This is a genomic window from Aeribacillus sp. FSL K6-1121 (assembly GCF_038003725.1).
In the GTDB taxonomy this organism is placed as follows: domain Bacteria; phylum Bacillota; class Bacilli; order Bacillales; family Aeribacillaceae; genus Aeribacillus; species Aeribacillus composti.
The window spans coordinates 3,922,207-3,939,317 of sequence record NZ_JBBOPS010000001.1 but is presented as its reverse complement, the minus strand read 5'-3'; the positions used below and the strand labels follow the sequence as shown (position 1 = coordinate 3,939,317).

Annotated in this window: 21 protein-coding genes; 6 read left to right on the top strand and 15 right to left on the bottom strand. The window is 36.5% G+C overall.

Going from position 1 to position 17,111, the window contains the following annotated elements; genetic code table 11:
* Positions 1-4 precede the first annotated feature (4 nt).
* Positions 5-325 (bottom strand): MazG nucleotide pyrophosphohydrolase domain-containing protein, encoded by a 321-nt coding sequence (locus tag NSQ61_RS19090; protein WP_063388408.1) that lies wholly within the window; start codon positions 323-325, stop codon positions 5-7.
* A gap of 225 nt (positions 326-550) precedes the next feature.
* On the opposite strand from NSQ61_RS19090, the gene NSQ61_RS19085 reads away from it, so the two are divergent.
* Both NSQ61_RS19085 and NSQ61_RS19080 read left to right on the top strand, forming a co-directional pair.
* Complete coding sequence (locus tag NSQ61_RS19085; RefSeq protein WP_144598172.1) at positions 551-1,135, top strand: TetR/AcrR family transcriptional regulator; 585 nt, start codon at positions 551-553, stop codon at positions 1,133-1,135.
* Complete coding sequence (locus NSQ61_RS19080; protein WP_144598173.1) at positions 1,132-1,542, top strand: DUF5367 family protein; 411 nt, start codon at positions 1,132-1,134, stop codon at positions 1,540-1,542. The genes NSQ61_RS19085 and NSQ61_RS19080 overlap by 4 nt, the downstream gene beginning before the upstream one ends.
* 664 nt (positions 1,543-2,206) lie before the next feature.
* Here NSQ61_RS19080 and NSQ61_RS19075 read toward each other — a convergent pair.
* The 14 genes from NSQ61_RS19075 to NSQ61_RS19010 form a co-directional block, all read right to left on the bottom strand.
* Positions 2,207-3,190, bottom strand: coding sequence for an SDR family NAD(P)-dependent oxidoreductase (locus NSQ61_RS19075; protein ID WP_340807929.1), 984 nt, complete (start codon positions 3,188-3,190; stop codon positions 2,207-2,209).
* Entirely contained in the window at positions 3,117-3,308 is a 192-nt protein-coding gene (locus NSQ61_RS19070; RefSeq protein ID WP_327848705.1) for an SDR family NAD(P)-dependent oxidoreductase, read from the bottom strand. Before NSQ61_RS19070 ends, NSQ61_RS19075 begins: the two co-directional genes overlap by 74 nt.
* A gap of 35 nt (positions 3,309-3,343) precedes the next feature.
* Entirely contained in the window at positions 3,344-3,784 is a 441-nt protein-coding gene (locus tag NSQ61_RS19065) for a MarR family winged helix-turn-helix transcriptional regulator (protein ID WP_063388404.1), read from the bottom strand.
* Between the two features lie 232 nt (positions 3,785-4,016).
* Entirely contained in the window at positions 4,017-4,463 is a 447-nt protein-coding gene (locus NSQ61_RS19060) for a GNAT family N-acetyltransferase (RefSeq protein WP_327848706.1), read from the bottom strand.
* A gap of 220 nt (positions 4,464-4,683) precedes the next feature.
* Complete coding sequence (locus NSQ61_RS19055) at positions 4,684-4,812, bottom strand: hypothetical protein (protein WP_261308733.1); 129 nt, start codon at positions 4,810-4,812, stop codon at positions 4,684-4,686.
* A gap of 315 nt (positions 4,813-5,127) precedes the next feature.
* Complete coding sequence (locus NSQ61_RS19050; RefSeq protein ID WP_063388402.1) at positions 5,128-5,841, bottom strand: FadR/GntR family transcriptional regulator; 714 nt, start codon at positions 5,839-5,841, stop codon at positions 5,128-5,130.
* On the bottom strand, positions 5,834-6,895 hold the full coding sequence (locus NSQ61_RS19045; RefSeq protein ID WP_063388401.1) for an Ldh family oxidoreductase: 1,062 nt from the start codon (positions 6,893-6,895) through the stop codon (positions 5,834-5,836). Before NSQ61_RS19045 ends, NSQ61_RS19050 begins: the two co-directional genes overlap by 8 nt.
* A gap of 14 nt (positions 6,896-6,909) precedes the next feature.
* Positions 6,910-7,866, bottom strand: coding sequence for a hydroxyacid dehydrogenase (locus tag NSQ61_RS19040; protein WP_063388400.1), 957 nt, complete (start codon positions 7,864-7,866; stop codon positions 6,910-6,912).
* A gap of 13 nt (positions 7,867-7,879) precedes the next feature.
* On the bottom strand, positions 7,880-9,034 hold the full coding sequence (locus NSQ61_RS19035; RefSeq protein WP_066248079.1) for a UxaA family hydrolase: 1,155 nt from the start codon (positions 9,032-9,034) through the stop codon (positions 7,880-7,882).
* Positions 9,024-9,317, bottom strand: coding sequence for a UxaA family hydrolase (locus NSQ61_RS19030; RefSeq protein WP_340807924.1), 294 nt, complete (start codon positions 9,315-9,317; stop codon positions 9,024-9,026). Before NSQ61_RS19030 ends, NSQ61_RS19035 begins: the two co-directional genes overlap by 11 nt.
* A 373-nt stretch (positions 9,318-9,690) precedes the next feature.
* The gene (locus NSQ61_RS19025) at positions 9,691-10,785 is read right to left on the bottom strand and encodes a hypothetical protein (RefSeq protein ID WP_063388397.1); all 1,095 of its coding nucleotides are present in this window, start codon (positions 10,783-10,785) and stop codon (positions 9,691-9,693) included.
* Positions 10,786-10,805: 20 nt separating this feature from the next.
* Positions 10,806-11,768 (bottom strand): ATP-grasp domain-containing protein, encoded by a 963-nt coding sequence (locus NSQ61_RS19020; RefSeq protein WP_063388396.1) that lies wholly within the window; start codon positions 11,766-11,768, stop codon positions 10,806-10,808.
* A 90-nt stretch (positions 11,769-11,858) separates the two neighbouring features.
* Positions 11,859-12,062 carry a hypothetical protein gene (locus NSQ61_RS19015; protein ID WP_063388395.1) on the bottom strand — a complete coding sequence of 68 codons (204 nt, stop codon included), beginning with the start codon at positions 12,060-12,062 and terminating at the stop codon, positions 11,859-11,861.
* Positions 12,063-12,401: 339 nt separating this feature from the next.
* Positions 12,402-13,007, bottom strand: a complete 606-nt coding sequence (locus NSQ61_RS19010) for a response regulator transcription factor (RefSeq protein WP_339197380.1) — start codon at positions 13,005-13,007, stop codon at positions 12,402-12,404.
* A gap of 860 nt (positions 13,008-13,867) precedes the next feature.
* Between NSQ61_RS19010 and NSQ61_RS19005 the strand changes: the two genes are divergently transcribed.
* The 4 genes from NSQ61_RS19005 (at position 13,868) to NSQ61_RS18990 (ending at position 17,101) form a co-directional block, all read left to right on the top strand.
* A complete protein-coding gene (locus tag NSQ61_RS19005; RefSeq protein ID WP_340807921.1) occupies positions 13,868-14,548 on the top strand; it encodes a YIP1 family protein in 681 nt (226 codons plus the stop codon).
* 16 nt (positions 14,549-14,564) lie between these two features.
* A complete protein-coding gene (locus NSQ61_RS19000) occupies positions 14,565-14,750 on the top strand; it encodes a hypothetical protein (RefSeq protein WP_063388392.1) in 186 nt (61 codons plus the stop codon).
* Between the two features lie 83 nt (positions 14,751-14,833).
* Positions 14,834-15,349, top strand: a complete 516-nt coding sequence (locus NSQ61_RS18995) for a stage II sporulation protein M (RefSeq protein ID WP_340807919.1) — start codon at positions 14,834-14,836, stop codon at positions 15,347-15,349.
* A gap of 15 nt (positions 15,350-15,364) precedes the next feature.
* On the top strand, positions 15,365-17,101 hold the full coding sequence (locus NSQ61_RS18990) for a hypothetical protein (protein WP_340807918.1): 1,737 nt from the start codon (positions 15,365-15,367) through the stop codon (positions 17,099-17,101).
* The last annotated feature ends 10 nt before the right edge of the window (positions 17,102-17,111 follow it).

Genomic DNA, 17,111 nt, shown 5'->3' with positions numbered 1-17,111 from the left:
AAACTTAAACAGTAGAATAACGATCTAACAGCTTCTTTTTATGTGAATGAAATACTTCTTCCAAAGGAATATTGTATTTGTTTGCAATCACTATGATGTTTCCTAACACATCTCCCAGCTCTTCGATTAATGCCTGTTTATTTTCCTCAACTGAACCTGTTGATTCGTCTGGTCTGTCTCTGCCAATTTCAAGCGCTCTTATAGCTCGGGCAACTTCCCCCGTTTCTTCGGCTAAAAATCCAATGCGGACAAAAATATCTAATTCAGCCCAGCCCCTGCTGTCATAATACTCCTTCACCCATTGTTGAAACTCATTGATATCCATTTTGTTCACCTGCCCTTTCTCTCTTAAAAGAGTCAACATGAAAACTCTTTTCTTGTCAATATTCAAATGAGAGAATTCAAATGACTTTTGAAAAGATGGTAATTATGACCATTTTATATTGTGGTACTGTCAAGAATTTTGTATAATCTAAAATGAATCAGTAAATAAACGGTAAATTTTTTTGAGTTAAGTTAGTTATATGAATAACTAATAAGGAGTGATCATATGGCAAAGCCGAATGTTATTAGTAAAAATGAATTAATTCGTTCCGCGAAGAAGTGTTTAGTCAAAAACGGAATTGAAAAGTTCACATTGAGGGCAGTCGCCGAAACGGCAGGGGTTACGCAGGGGACTGTTTATTATCATTTTCGAACAAAAGAACAATTATTATTGGATATTGTAAAAGATATTTGCGACAGTTCTTGGGACGAATTATCGAAAAGTGACGGCAACATCATTAAACAAGCGATTGAGACAGCGAAAAGCCGTTGTTCTCATGATTCTTTTTTTCATAAATTGTTCTTAACACTCGTCGTTTCAGGTTTTCATAATGATAAAATCAGGGAACAGCTTGAGGGGATTATTTTACAAGAAAATAAAGCTCTAGCGGAAAATTTATTAAAAATATGGCCTTTATCACCAATTAAAGGAATTTCGCTTGACACATGGGCGATCATTTTAAACGCTGTTGTAGACGGAATCGCCTTACAGGCTCTATTGTCAAAAAATTTTCCGGTAGAGAAAACATACGCAGAACTTGAGAAATTATTTATAGCATTGAGCGGCTTACAAGAGGTGGAGAACAAATGAAGGGATATTTGCACACAGCATGCTGGAGCGTTTTTGTTTGGTTTTTTGCCACAATGTTTTTTGTTATGTTTGGGGACAGCGTTCTTTTCAGACCGGGTACAGCGGAGTTTGCTGTCAGCCTCTCTTTGCTAATAGCTGGAACAGGGGTGTTATTGGCAGGAGCCACGTATTTATATGTATTGTTTGACAAAGCCGAAAATGCACCGCTGAAATTTGGATTCATCGGTACGATCGTTGGTTTAATTTTAGATACTTTTTCTTTATCCAACCACCAGCTGATTTTTCCTAAGCTTGATGAGCCGCAGGTTATCGCTTTTGCAGCATGGATGTCTTTTGCCTACGCATTGTATTTATTAATACCTGCCATAATAAATGAATTAATGAAAAAGAAGCTTAAAACCGAATGAATTAAAATGCAATCACAAAATGGGGGTGTCTAATAAGTCGTTTTTACGGCTTATTGACGCCCCCATTAATGTTTTAGAAATGTTGATATATCGTGGTTATCAATGACGATTTGACTTTCTAAGACAGCCCCTTTAGGGCATTGTATGACTGTTCGAATTTAAAGGGATTTCGTCTTATCAAAACGTAAGTTTTTTCTTTTCCTTATTTAAGTAATCCATGCTGCCGCCTGCCTAATAACCGAATCAACATTTAGAAGAAAGCAAGATAGATGTTGAGGACGTCTTTCTCATTAAAAAGAATTTCAAAATGTCCTTTTACGCTATTTATAAGCTGCCGTCTACCTGATAAAGCTCCGAAGAACCTTTTATTTTAACTTATACGTTTGGATCATCAATTTTATCATTGAAGCTAGACAAACTGTCCCAAATAAAACAACATATAAGAAGGCCGATTACTAAAATCATTCGTATTTAGAACAGCAAAAATTAAAGCTGTAAAAGTGAGAGCCAGCAAAAAATACAAACTATATTTACCCAATAATTTTGAAGTGAATCCTATTCCAACAACTAACAATAAGAATATGCCAATCTGGCAAAAAAAATTCCAAGCTCCTCACTTCTCGCATAAAGTTTAGAATTCCAGCTGATGGCACTTTTCTAATCTTTAAATTGTTTTTCTTTTACAGGAAAACCAAGTGCACGGATTAAGATATTTTTTGTACTTGGCAGCGACTTCCCGACCTGCGATTGCCAGCCCGGCCCACCAAACGATTTCGCCAATTGCAATCAGCGCCGGAACAGCCGCCGTTTTTTGAGTAAGAGTGAGCGGAAGCAATGGGACAACGGCGGCTAGTCCATACAAAATAAACGAGGCAATAATAAGAATGACAGCAATCTTGCGGAGATAGCCTCTTTTATGCCTATTCGGCTTTTGCTGTCCGCCATCCTCTGTCCTGTAAAAAAATTGTTGAAGCATTTTTCCATATTTTTTCATCATGATAGCATCAGCCAGCTTCGGCGATATGGAGTTAAGCTTGGCAAAAAGGATCGTGGACATCCCTCCCATAATTCGTACTGTCTTCTTTTTTTCAATTGTTTTAAGCAAATCCTCTGCCACTTTTTCAACAGGCATAATGGAAACACCCATTTTCCTCCAAAGCGGATGAAATGGTCTTTCAGCTTCAGTATCTGCAGGACTTGGCGAAAAAAAGGCAACCCTTGCTTGACTGCCTTCCAACTCCAATTCACGGTTTACAGCTTCAATAAATGTGAACAGCCCTGCACGTGATGCAGCATCGACACTATAATAAGGAAAAGCCAAGCGGCCATCTGCAAATCCCCCGATATGCACAATCGTGCTGCCTGTTTGTTCTCTCATATGCGGCAGGAATGCCTTCGTTATAAGAATCGCTCCTAAAAGATTGATATCAAGCGTGTTCTTCGCTTCTTCATAACTATGCTCAGCTAAAGACTTTCTCACGTCATAACCCGAAGCATTGACGACAATATCAATATGGGCCGACCACCTTTTTACAATATTTTTCAGTTCTTCAATCGATTGTAAATCAGTAATGTCAAAAACGGCTGTTGTTATATCTCCAGTTATTTGCTCTGCTGTGCTCTGCTGTCTTTTTAAGCTTTTCTTCATTCCTTCCAACTAAAAGAAGCCTTGCACCTTTATCGGCAAAAGCTTTTGCAAAGCTTGAACCTAATCCCCCTGAAGCGCCTATGACAATAACAGATTTACCCTCAAAACTCCTTTTCATGAACAGCTCCTCCATGTAAAAATGTATATGATGCATTAGCGATCTGTTTTTTGCAAATAACGAACGATTTCTGCCAATAAAGTTTCCAGAAATTCATATTTATGATCGCTTCCTAAACACTCTTTTATTTGCAAGTCAATTTTCTTGTAGAGCTTTTCATCACCTTCGACAATGTTCTTTCCTTTTTCTGTAACACTTACATAATAAACTCGTTTGTCCTCCTGCGATTGTATTTTTTCTATAAGGCCCATTTTTGACAGCTTTCTAATCATCGCTGAAACAGCCGGCTTCGTGAGGTTCAAAGCTTCTGCCACCTGAGAAAAATTGGGTTTCCCCATATAGTAAATAGTCGTTAAATAATAGTAGTCATTGCTGCTGAATTTTTTAATCTCTGCCTCCGTCAAATGCATATGTAAATTTTTAATCGATTCCCTCCACAAATAATTTGCAATAAACGCAATGCTGTCTTTAACCATAAAATCCCCCAATAAATAGTTAAATATATTTAATTAAATATATTTAACTATTTACCATTATTTTTTGTCAATCACAAAAAAATTTCCCCAAACATAAGCGTGGGGAATAGCACTTGTCGTTTCTCGTTTTAAAACATTATCTCATTCGGTTTCATATGCGCACAGTGATTGCATGATTCTTTGGCGGAGACCGAAAATTGGCTGGATAAAATTTCAGCTAGGAAAAAACTGTCTAAAACAAATTTTTTTTCATCACAATTCGATTGTTATTCACAGCATAACCATTTTTTCTGTAGAAGCTTTCTGCGAGTCCTCCAGTGGATGTTAAGAGGTAAATGCTTTTAACTTGTTTCTTTTGTAAATCTTTCTCTAAATATTGGAGAAGCTTGGAGCCATAGCCTTTACCTTGAATTTCATGATTGATGCATAATTCCGCTAAATAAAAAGTTGTTCCTTGATATGTTTTCTTGCTGTTCCCTGCTATAAAACCAATGGGAGTTCCATCGATTTCCCAAAAAAATCCTGTAAATTTCGGAGTATGCAGCAAATCTGTAAGCCTTTCTTTAGCCGTTTCATATGTCCAGCTTTCATTCCAAGGGTCACGATTAAAAACTTTCATATATAGTTCAATACATTGTTCCAAATGTTTTGCCGTCATTGGTGCAATTGTTTCTGCCACAAAAATTTCCCCCTATAGTAAATAGCTGGGGAGTGCATCCTGACTCCCGTCTGTTCGAAAACACTCCCCATTAAACTATTCGATTTGGTGTTGCCAGCACAGAAAACTTTCTCTGTTGTTTTTGCTTACCATTTTCTATCTATTTTAAATCTTAAAATCATTTTAATAGAAAATGGCCTTCATGTCATTTGCGAATTCTAGTCTTTTCGGCTAATTTTGTTTATGCTTCCGTTTCATTTTGTACATCTTTCGTAAAATCTTCAGAATTTAAATAGCCTGGTTCTAGGATAAGTTCCTCATCATCATAAAAAAATCCAGCGAACGGATACCGCTGACGGACTGGCTGCACAGCCTATGCTCATAATTAAGAAGCTTAATAAAGAAGGTGAGGCGAATTTTTCCTGCTGGCAGCTCTGCCTTTTTCCTTTCAAAACACAGCCAATTCCAAATAGCACAAGAAATATCTCAATGAATCTCGGAAAAAATGGCGCCTGACAATATATTTTTGCTATAAAAATCAGGGAAATGGCAAGCGTCGGCGCTAAGGCACATCAGCTCATATATAAGGGTGATAGAGTTTTGCTTTCATTTACCGATAAGAGGCCGAACAATACAGTGGTGAACCCGTCGATTTTTTCTCGGAAATAAACTTAAATGTCATATGTTAGCCGTTATCCCTCTTTGCGTTTTCTAAAGTCTGCTCGACACTTTGTAAATGCTTCTCCATGCTTTTCCTTGACCTAATTATGTCGCGCTTTTTGATCATTTCGACAATTTCTAAGTGCTCCAGCCACGAATGGTGCATCCGATCAGGTATTTTAGATGTCTCCACCCTGATATTGTTAAAAAGGCTAGTGAGACTGTTCATTATCCGATAAGCAATTGCGTTCTTGGAAAGCTCCGCAATTCTAATATGAAATTTGTGATCTCGTTCAGACAATATCTTTTCATTCACTTTATTTTCGCTGATTAATTGTACAGTCTCTTTCACAAACTGATACAAAACGTCAATTTCCGAATCGGATGCCCGTTCAACAGTCCATACTACCGCTTGCGTTTCAATGAGCATTCTTATTTCAAATAAATCTGCAAATTGGTCGCTTTTGACAAAGTAATGATTGGCTAATTGAGCTAAATTATTCGTTCCATCCGCTACAAAAACGCCATTCCCCTGTTTAATTTCAATAAATCCGAGCGTAGAGAGAACTTTGTAAGCTTCCCTTATTGTATTTCGACTCACATTTAATTTAAGAGAAAGCTCTCTTTCTGACGGCAGCTTTTCCCCGGGTTTCAACTTATTTTCTTGAATAAGTGATTTCAATTCTTCAACAATCTTATTCGGAACAGTGGAACGATCAAAACGAATATTTTCAAACATAATGATCACCTGTGGTAGGAAATTCCAAATGCAACTGATTAGCCAGCTGCACTAAATCCTTTTCAACTTCCTGAGATAAATGAATACCACAATGTAATTTATGAATATAAGATTGTTCTCTTCGTTCCCCAGGGTACAAAATTGTATGGACTTCTTCTTTTTTAGGAACAGCTTTCATTTCCAAAAGCATTTTTTGCAGAAGAGAGGTAAATTGATCGACAGGCATAAATTTTTCTATATCGATTAAAATAAAAAAATGCCCTACATTTGCTATTTGGCCGTTATCGTCATATATATTTTCGACATATGGGCCGTAAGCAGCACCTGTTAATATCCCTGTTAATATTTCCACTGCCAAAGCCCAGCCATACCCCTTTACTCCTCCCGAAGGAAGAACGGCTCCGTTTAATGCTGCTGCAGGATCTTCCGTATCATTGCCTCTTTGATCGATTGCCCAGCCTTTTGGAATGGCTTTTCCTTCCTTTGCCGCTTCTATAATTTTGCCTCTTGCAACGACGCTTGCAGACATATCGATAATAACATCCGGTCCGTTTTTGACTGGAAAGCCAAATGCTATCGGATTCGTTCCAAAGAAAGCTTTTTTGCCTCCCCAAGGCGGAATCCCAGGCGGAGAATTTGTCATCACAATTGCTGCAAGATTTTCATCGCAAGCTGCCTTGCAATAATATGATGCACATCCAAAATGGTTGCTTTTTCGAATGGCGATGGCAGCAACTCCCGTTTCTCTTGCTGTTTTGATTCCCTCTTTAATGCCATAATATGATGCAATCTGGCCCAATCCGTTATCTCCATCGACAGTTAAAATGGATAACCCTTTTTTTTGTATTTTTATGGACGGGGTCGGATTAATCCGCCCCTCTTTTAAACGTTTTGAATAGATCGGCAATCTGCTGATTCCGTGGCTTGTGATACCTTCAAGATCTGCCCTTATTAATGAATCTGCTACAACTTCAGCATTCTCTTTTTTAACGTTTTGCTTCACCAAAACATCTTCAACAAATTTTTTTAGAGCTTTCGCATCATAAACAGTCAAACTTCACTCACCCTTTAAAAATCAGATGAAACTAAAAATAGTGATTCTTTTCCCTCAAGTACTTTCATAATTTCATCTGAAATAATGTTAGTGATTCGTTCTTGGGACTCTTCTGTTAATCCAGCAATATGCGGAGTTACAGTAATCTTGCTGCTGTTTAATAGAAAATAGTCTTTTTCGACCGGCTCATTCTCAAGTACATCTAAGTAAGCACCAGCTATTTGCCCGGATTCCACCGCCTTGAATAAGGCGGATTCATCAACAATTCCCCCGCGAGAAGTGTTGATAATAATTGCATTTTTTTTCATTAAGTTAAATTCTTTCGTACTAAGTAAATTTCTTGTTTCATTCGTTAGCGGAACATGAATGCTTACAAAGTCGGACTCTTTTAAGACCTCTGCTAATTCAACCTTTGTAATCCCCGTTTCAGAAAAAGGATAATCGAATTCTCTTATATAAGGATCATAGCCGATCACTTTCATTCCAAATGCAATGGCTCTTTTAGCAAGCCTGTGGCCAATCTCTCCCGTTCCGATTAATCCCAATGTTTTCCCGTATATCTCATTTCCCGTAAATAATTTCCTATTCCAATTTCCTTTTTTAACGTCTTCTCCGGCTTGTATGATAGGCCTCGATGCCGTTAAAATAACGGCCATAACATATTCTGCTACTGAAACCGAATTGGCATTTTTGGCGGAGACGATTTTTACATTACGTTGTTTTGCTGCAAGTAAATTTATATTATCAAGCCCGACTCCTAATCTGCCGATTACCTTTAATTTTTTCCCTGCATCCAGTATTTCCTGATCAACAATTGTCTGGTTTCGAACGACTAATGCGTCTGCATCTATTATTTTGTTTATTAATTCCTGTTTATTTCTCCATAAATCCGGATTGTATTCGACCTCCGCTATTTTCCTCATCCTGTTAATCCCGGATTCAGGCATATATTCAGAGATTAGTATTTTCATTACTTTCCTCCGCTCATGCACTGCGATAAAGTTTCGTCAAAACAAATTCTCTATGCCCTAATGTTTCCGCTGCAGTTAAACGTCCGTTTATTGTTCGGATCAAAATATCAAGCAGCAAATCGCCAGCCTGCTGGAGATTATATTCCCGTTTCAATAATCCTGTAACGTCTACATCGATATGCTCTGACATAGTAGAAACTGTAATTGGATTTGCCGAAAGCTTAATAACGGGTACTATTGGATGACCAATTATATTGCCTTGACCGGTAGGAAAGAAATGTACGACTGCCCCTCCAGCTGCCATTAAAGTAATGCATTCAGCTGCTGCAGAGGAGGTATCCATAAAATTCAATCCCGCTTTTACTGGAGCCTCCGCAGGTCCTAAAGCATCAACCACCGGTTTTGTGCCTGTTTTTTCGATATTGCCGAGCGCCTTTTCCTCAATTGTTGTGAGGCCGCCTCTTATATTTCCTTCTGTCGGCTGGCTGCCAAGCAGATCAACACCTTTTGATGCGATTTCTTCAACATAGTTTTGATAAAGGCTTAAAAATTTTTGTTTTACTTCTGGAGTGGCACAACGCTCTGCAATTAAATGCTCGCCGCCAGTTAATTCGGAGGTTTCACCGAACAAAACAGTTCCGCCTTCGTCGATTAAACGATCAACTACATTTCCTACCGTAGGGCATGATCCTAACCCGGTTGTCGTATCCGACTCTCCGCATTTAATACTTACTAAAATTTCTGATAATTCCACAGGCTCTCTGCGAATTTCAGAAGCATCCTGCAGAAATTTTTGTGCTGTTCGAGCTGCTTTTTCAATCGTAGACAAATCGCCATAACGTTCAATTGAAAATCCAGCTACCGGCTTGCCTGTTTTTTGTACCTCCTCAACAATTCGATTTGTCCAGTTAGGCTCAATACCAATCACAACAACAGCTGCTACATTTGGATTAGAACAGTTACCGATAATCGTTTTAAAAAACAAGTCTAAATCCGGCCCATATTGTAATCGCCCGTATGCATGCGGGATCGCTAAAGTACCAGGAACAATTTTAGCAACCGCTTCTGCTGCCGCATTAGAAATGTCATCGACAGGCATGATCACTACATGATTCCGAATACCAACTCTTCCGTTCTCTCTGCGATAACCCCAAATTTTATTCTCCATATTTCCACCTCGCCGTTTTTAAATTATGAGTATGAACATAGCTCCCTTTATAGATTTTTTTTGTAGTTACACCAATCGGTACGCGATATTCAATTACTTTGCTGTTTTCATCCAAATCCACTAAAGCAATCTTATGACCAAGAGGAATAAAATCTCTAGACTCTACTGAAACAACTGAATCGTCTTCTAAGATGACCCCTTGGATTTGCTCGCCTGCTTCAATGTCTTCTATTGCGACTCCCACAGAATCGCCGACATTATGTACTAAAAACTTGTGTGACACTATGAACCACCCCTCCATTTCCTTTTTTACAACGCATTTGGTTCAGACATTCAATGGTCCAACCAATTTCTTTAAATTAAATAAAAACAGGCCTTGCACGCCTGAAAATATATTATTTCCAAGCATTGCAAGGCCCTTCAGTCGTCTGATCGAACCTAAATTATTCCTATTGATTTACTGCGGTTTAAAGATTACCATGGATTGAATTTTTTGTCAATATTTTTTCAAAAAAAATCAATTAAATTATGTTCAAGATTGGCTCCGTTCCGGGAATAATCATTCAAAAATTCCACTCTTGCAATCTTTTCAACAACTCGAGAGCCGTTTATGGCGAATCATTAAGTTATGATTTTCATAAAATGGCGAAAAATCGTTACCGTTCCAGAGCCCGTTCCGCCTTGCCCAGCCGCCTTATATGCTTGATTCCGATGGAAGTAATGAAAATCAGCTGATAGAAAAGGTTCAGGAATAACAACAACGGCGCAGGCTGTAAAAAGAATAAAAGAACGTCTTCAAACGGCCTTGTGAATATGATAGCTGACCACAAAAAAATGAAATACGTATATAAAATCCAAATAAAGATATGAAAGGCAATCCGCACAAAAGCATAGAAGGAAAGCAAATTAATTTTCAATTTCTTTAGTTGATCTATTGCATTTTTCCACAAATTCGGCTGATTCAATAGATCAACGATCATCCAGTAGCCGTCTCCAGGAAGCAGCGGGAAAATCGCAAACAGCATTCTAAACATATGAACAATAAGAAAGGACCAAATCCATGGTGAAAGCTGTGCAAAGCATAAGCCGATCACTGATGTTAATCCGCATACAATCAAATCTGCCGTAAAGCCCGCGATGTTGATCCGCATGCGCTGCCATTTTGATAGCTTCCAAGCTTCATTGCAAACAATGCTAAATAACGGGACAGGCCCGGACCATTGAACAGAAATGGAAATGTTCCCTGTACGCGGCATTGTTAATAAGTGCCCAAGCTCATGGATGAGGACTGAAAATGTTAAAACTCCGGCGATGATCCATTGACCTTTTAGATCAGTGACGAGAAAAAATGGAGTGTTGATCATGAACAAAACGGTGCTGATGATCGAAATCAAAACAGCACCTGCGGTAATCCAGTTAAACCATTTACGCTCCAGCCAAGGATTGTAATAGGTTATGAGCGGCTTTTGATCCGGCTCAAAATCAGATTGTTTTTCTTCAATAAGGGAAAAGGCTGCATCCTTATCGATGCCTAACTTTTCAAGAAATAGTAAAATTTCCTTCTCCGATACTTCCATTTTATCTGCAATAGAAGATATAGGCTCTTTGTTTGCCAACTGCTCCAACAATTTTTTTGAATAGTTATCTATTTGCAATAAAAGTCCATCCGGTCGTTCAATCCAGTACCGATCTTCTTTTATCTTTCCTATTTTGTATACTAACGGTTTTTGAAATGACTGTGAGTAATTCACAAATACTCCCTCTCCAAACGTCAGTTTCTCACTTTCAGTTTATTTTCCTCTTTAAGAATGGCTTGTTTGATCAAGTATGAAGCCAGCTGGGAAACAATTGAAACAGGGGCAACCCGATCGAATCCTTCGAACATTGGGCTTGGATTACATTCAATGCATATAACAGAACCGTCTGGACGTAGTTTTAAATCAATTCCGCTGAAAATAAGCCCTAATGTTTCGCATGCCTCTATACATAACTGAGCGATCTCTGGCGTTATCTCAAAGGGTTTGACTTGATGGGCGCCTTCACGATAATCAATTCCTTCTCCCTCAATGATAAATGATGCGATGACTTTTCCGTCCAGGACAAATACACGTACATCCTGGCCTTGTATGTATTCTTGGAATTGCACCGGTGCTGTGCTCAATGCTTCTAATCTTTCAGGTTTTTTATCTTCCTCTGTCAATAGACGGCACAATGCTCCTCCAGCAACGGGTTTATAGATGACATCGCAGTTATGGCTGAATTCCAAAACTTTTTCCGGATTGCTGGTTACTAACGTTTTAGGAACGGGAATACCTGCTCTTCTTAGACACTCAAGGTGATAAGGCTTTGCAAAATGAATGAGCAGTGTATCAACAGGATTGACGATGAGTCTGCCGAAGTAAGAGGAAGATTTTAACCAAGACAGCCAAGCAGCATATCTCTCCCGCTCCGCCGCATATGCCAAAAATCCATTCTCCTTGATTTGTTCCTTTATTTGAGAAGTATCGAATGCAGGAGTAGGAACAAATAATGCTCTCAAAAAGTAAACGTTCGTTTCCGATAAATCACGGTTTTCATAATGGCTGTCTTCACCGCCAAAGCTTAAGGGGTAGGGGACATCCGGCGAATTATCTAAAATGAATGCTTGGGCGCCTTGTCGAACCAATTCCTTTTGTAAATAAAGACAATGCCTTTCAAATTGTGAACCGATAATACCAACAGATACTTCCGCCATTTCGCACCTCCGATGAAATAAATGAGAATTTTCCGAATTTTAGCGCCCCAGAAAACATTCTCTGGGGCGCTTGTCCAACTTTTGCAAAACCTATTTTATAAAACCGCCTTCTTCGCCAAGTGCATATGTGGTAACAATTGGTCCGCCTTCTTCCCCGATAGCTTGAGTTGTATATCCTCCTTCTTCGCCTAAAGCTAACGTTGTGGCATATCCCGGATCCACAATAGGGCTCACAAATAACGGAGAGCTAGATTGCCTTACTTCCAATTCTTCAATAAACAATTTCTTTTTCATTTTTGATTCCTCCTATTCAAAATATTAAAAAAATTTTCTGTTTAAAAATAACATATTTACCTTTATCTTCCTATAGATAAAATGTCCTATTCTGAATAGTGCTTAAGAATGAAATTGAGAGAACAAATAGGTCTTTTTGCTAAATCCTCCACCTAGAAAAGTCAAGTTTATACATTTCGGCTTTAAAAAATAAGAGAATCACTATGTTTGATAGACACTCTCACACACGGTACAGCGGTTTTGTTGTTTAAAGCGCAATTGAGTTCAGACACAATATCTATGTCTTGAATACCTACATGCTGGAATGTAGGCTTCCGATTTGGACAAAATATATCGATTTTAAATAGTTTTTAATAGTCCTAGTTTTATTCCTTTTACCACTGCACCAACTCTTGAGTACACATTCAGCTTTTTAATAATTGATGAAACATGGTGTTCGACCGTTCTTCTGCTTACCATCAAAATATCACTGATCTCTGCGTTCGTTTTATCTTCAGAAATCAGCTTTAAAATTTCTAACTCAGTTTTGGTTAAATAGTGATTCTGATATTCTATTTTTTTTCTAGGAATGATATTGTTGCCCAAAAAACTTTGTCTGATCGCATTTGCAAGTTCTGCAGCAGAGTTTTCCTTCGTAATGAACGCATAAGCACCGGCATGATAAGATGCGTCAATATATTCATCATCGTTATAAGCTGATAAAATGACAATCTTCAGATTCGGATAGCTTTCGATTAATTTCTTTGTCAACTCAATTCCATTGTAGCCTTTCATTCTTATGTCCATTACCACAACATCCGGATGATTTTTTGATATTGCTGCATTGATGCCGGCAGGGTCGCAAATGGTATTTACAACTTCAAGATCTGATTCGTGTTCTAATAATTGTTTGATTCCTAACAAGACTAGTAAGTGATCATCTACCAGTAGTACTTTAATTTTCATTTCAATCATCCTAATCTCGGCAAAGTTATCAGGAAGTTACAATGCCCAGTTCTGACTGCATTTAAGCGTAGCCATCTTCGTCGAAGATTTTAGATCGTCACTCACCCTAATTGATTTTTCCGGAAAACTCAATATAAACACCCTTTTATTTTTAAAGCATTTTATAAGTCTAAAAAACATTGAAGAGAACAGATGTGAGAATAATTCACAAAATTTCCATCAAAAGAATTTCAATTAGAACAGAATGTATTTAGACTAGCTTCACTAAAATCAGATGAAAAAATTAGCGATTATAGACTAAAAGCGTATACACATCTCGAAAAAAATAATCTTCGTTTCCAAATCATTTTCCTCTAAAGGCGCAACAGTTTAAAGATGCCTTTTTTCAAGCTTAGAGCTAAACAAGTGTTTTTTTCAAAAACTCATTTACTTTTCCGTTAACTGTCCGTCTGTTTTTCATATATACACAAGTGAGAGAACACATCCAAATCCAATCTTTTCTTTTGCGAATGCAAAGTTCAGTGAATCCTATCGATTCTCGCTTTTTATCCCTCCTTCAACTAGTATTTATAGTAAAAATTTTACACTAAATGACAGTTTTTTTCATTGTTTTTTCTAAAAATAGGTATTTTCCACATCATTTTTTGTGGAAAATACCGATGTTTTTTTAGAAGATTTGTAATATATTTTGAATTAAGAAGAAGAAATTGTAAATTCTACCAAAAATATATCAATTCTTCTCTTCTCTCTAAAACTTTAAACAACAAGCCGGAGCATTGTGATCATATGAAATATTGACATTGTTTTTTAGCAAATAAATATCTAGAACTCATTAAATTATGTAAGCAGGTGATTTGATAATGCGTCTTGAAGAGCAAGAGCAATTGGTAAGAAACCCTAGTCATGTTTTTATCAAAAGGATATTTTATCCATTTAAAATCATTTATTCGCCGCAAAAAACTTTATTGAACATACATAATGAAAAAAAACTAGGAATACTAGCTACTTTGACATTAGTTATATTGTTTGCCGCAATAAGTATTGTTATAAGTCAAAATTTATTACAATCCGAATATATAGCAGATCTTTTAGGAAACAATCCATCACAATCGTTTAAAAATGCTCTTACTATTTTTGCTGCAATTATGCAAGTCTTCTTATTTTTCGTTAATATTCTTTTACTTACAGCCTTAATAAAAATAGTTCTCTCCATCGTAAAATTGAAAGTAAAATTCAGGGAATTATTGAGATTTGTCATCATCGCTCAATCCCCTGTTGTTTTGGGGCTTGGTATAAAATACGTGTTATCTGATCCGTCTCAATATCATATTCCTGTCACCAGCTTGGCCTACCTATTTTCAGGATTAAACATGAATCAATTTCTGCAAATATTTTTATCGAAAATTGAATTATTTAATTTGTGGTCATTATTTCTAATTTGTTTAAGCTTAACAATTGTTACAAAGCAGTCTTTAACAAAGATAGTTTCCATATTATTTCCAGTAACAATTATATTTAACACACTAATTGAACTTATTTGAAAGGAGGTGAATTATAATGTTGGAACTTGATCTTTTAGTTGCTTATGGCATTAATGAAACTACTGCAAATACTATTGCTGCATTTTTGGACGCCGGTTTAGGAATAGCTTCATTCTTGACATTGATAACCGGAGCAGGTCTCACATTAAAAGCCTTGCAGATAGCTCTAAGAGCCGGAGGCAAAAAAGCTGTAGTAGCATAATGTTTTTAGGATAGGATAGAGAGCCGTTAGTCTTTCTCTATCCTACCTTCTATTTAATTTAAGAAAAAGTTAGCGAGTGAGTGATGTTGAACTATTTTTCCCGTCTACGAAACACTTTTATCCTTTCTGCCATTGTATTTGGCATAGGTTTAATTATTGGGGTCATGATAATTTTTTCGACTTCGCCTCAAATGGAGGAGGCAGCTGAGCTCCAAAGAACTTATAAAGCTGGCTGGTACTCAGCGTATTCTATTTTTTTAAATAATATACTTGTTTGTCTAGTTTTAATGCTGGGTTTATTTACATTTGGGATTCCTACGTTTATTTATTTACTCTTTAATGGCATATCTATCGGAGCAGGTCTAACTCATCTTATTTTATCTGATCAACCTTTATTAAATATATTTTTAAAGGTTATACCTCATGGAATATTTGAAATCCCCTTTTTTTTATTAGCAGGAGCTATCGGCTTTTTAGGATTTACATTTTATTTTAATAGAAAATATGGGTTGAAATTTTTATTAAAACATGTCGTAATGGTAATTATAGGAATCCTTCTAGCTTCCATTGTAGAGGGATTGATTACATTAAATTTATGAAAGTCGGGAGTCAAAATGAGAGCAGCATGGATTAAATGGAAGATTTATATAAGATGGAAAAATCAATGGGGTAAATTTTTAAATAGAAGAGGGTATTCAGGATATATATTTGCGATCACAGCTTTTTTTCTTGATGTCATAGAGGCTATTTTTTATTTTTTTTCTGCATATGCTCTATTAAAATTGGTAATTATGAATGAATTTTTACATACAGCAACGACAGGTGCGCCATTTTTGGACTTTTTATTGCAAAAAATTTCCCAAATTAACAACAATGTTTATATTCTCTGGCAGTTTTATTTTGTATATGTAATAGTTTTCTCTGTTATTGTTGGCATAAAAGCTTCCAAGTGGAATTTAAGCTCAATGGACATGGAGTGGCTGTTGTCACATTTTAAATTGAGTTTAAGTAAAGCCAACTCTATGGTTATTTTCGAAACAATCTGCTGGAACATAAGAAGTTTCATCATACATATTTTAACATTGCTTTTTAGCTTATCATACGCAATCGGTTTAAACATATCTATGGTAATTGGATTAACACTGCTCAGCTTTTCTTTATATTTGTTTGTCAGCATTGCTGTCTCTTTTTCGCACACATTTTATGTATACAAGTTTATAATAGAAAAACCTTTCGTAAACAAAGTAGCCAAAATTGTCATATCAAGAATGATCATATTTTCAATAGGCTATTTTTTCGCTGCAAAGTTTACAGGATGGATTATTGATATTCCCTTTATTAAAGAAAATCCCACATCCGAGTCATTTGAAAAATGGTCTAACAAAGGTTGGGAAATTCTGTTTGACAGTGTAACGACGATCAAAATCAATTTAAGCTTTTTTGATATTTTCACTGCTGATTCTCTATATACATATATTGGCACGATATTGATGTGTATGTTTACTATGGTATTTTACTTGTTATTTATCATTCTTTTTAAAGAAAACCCCAACAGGCGATCAGCGGAGTATTTTGATCGGCTGCCTTCCCCGTTATTAAAAGTGCCGTTTTTAAAGAAAAAAGCTTTTACGATTCTTTTATTTATTAGATCGAGCTTTTTTCAAAAGAGGCTTCCGTATATGTTTGGCGATTTCGTTTATTGGTTTTCTGTTGGCATATTTAGCGGATTGCTCGCCAATTTAGATGATGAGTACAAAGTGCAGCAATTAGTACTTTCATTTTTTATTTTGTACCATATTTATTTTTTGGCGGAACGTCATTATCAGCATTTTATAGGGGGAATGGCCTTAGAAAGTGATGGCACCAATGTCTTAATTTATTTAAATGCTGGAAAAAATCTTTGGTATGTATTTAAACAAAAGTTTTTTGTTTACATCATCACGTTAATTCCTTTAATCATAATAGGTGATTTCATTGTTTATATACTCACTCCCATTTCATTAACTACTATTATATGGTTGCTCTCAATGCAAATTTTAGCTTTAAATGCTTTTGGCGCTTTAAATTATATTTCCAGCGCCTTCTATCCTCATTTTGAATTTCGAAACGCTGAAGAATTGAATGAATTTGGCGATAAAAAAATGGTCGATTCTATCTTAGATGCAATGTCTTTATTTATCATACTTCCTAGTATGACAATCCCCATGGTTTTATTTATCATGGGTTATTTAACAAAATCACAATATTTGTTCATCAATCCTATTTTTCTTGCTATTTATCTATTCGGAATGCTCTTTATATCACTTTTATTAGTAAAAAGAAAGCTAAATAAAAAACAATTTATTTATTAGGAGTGAAAAT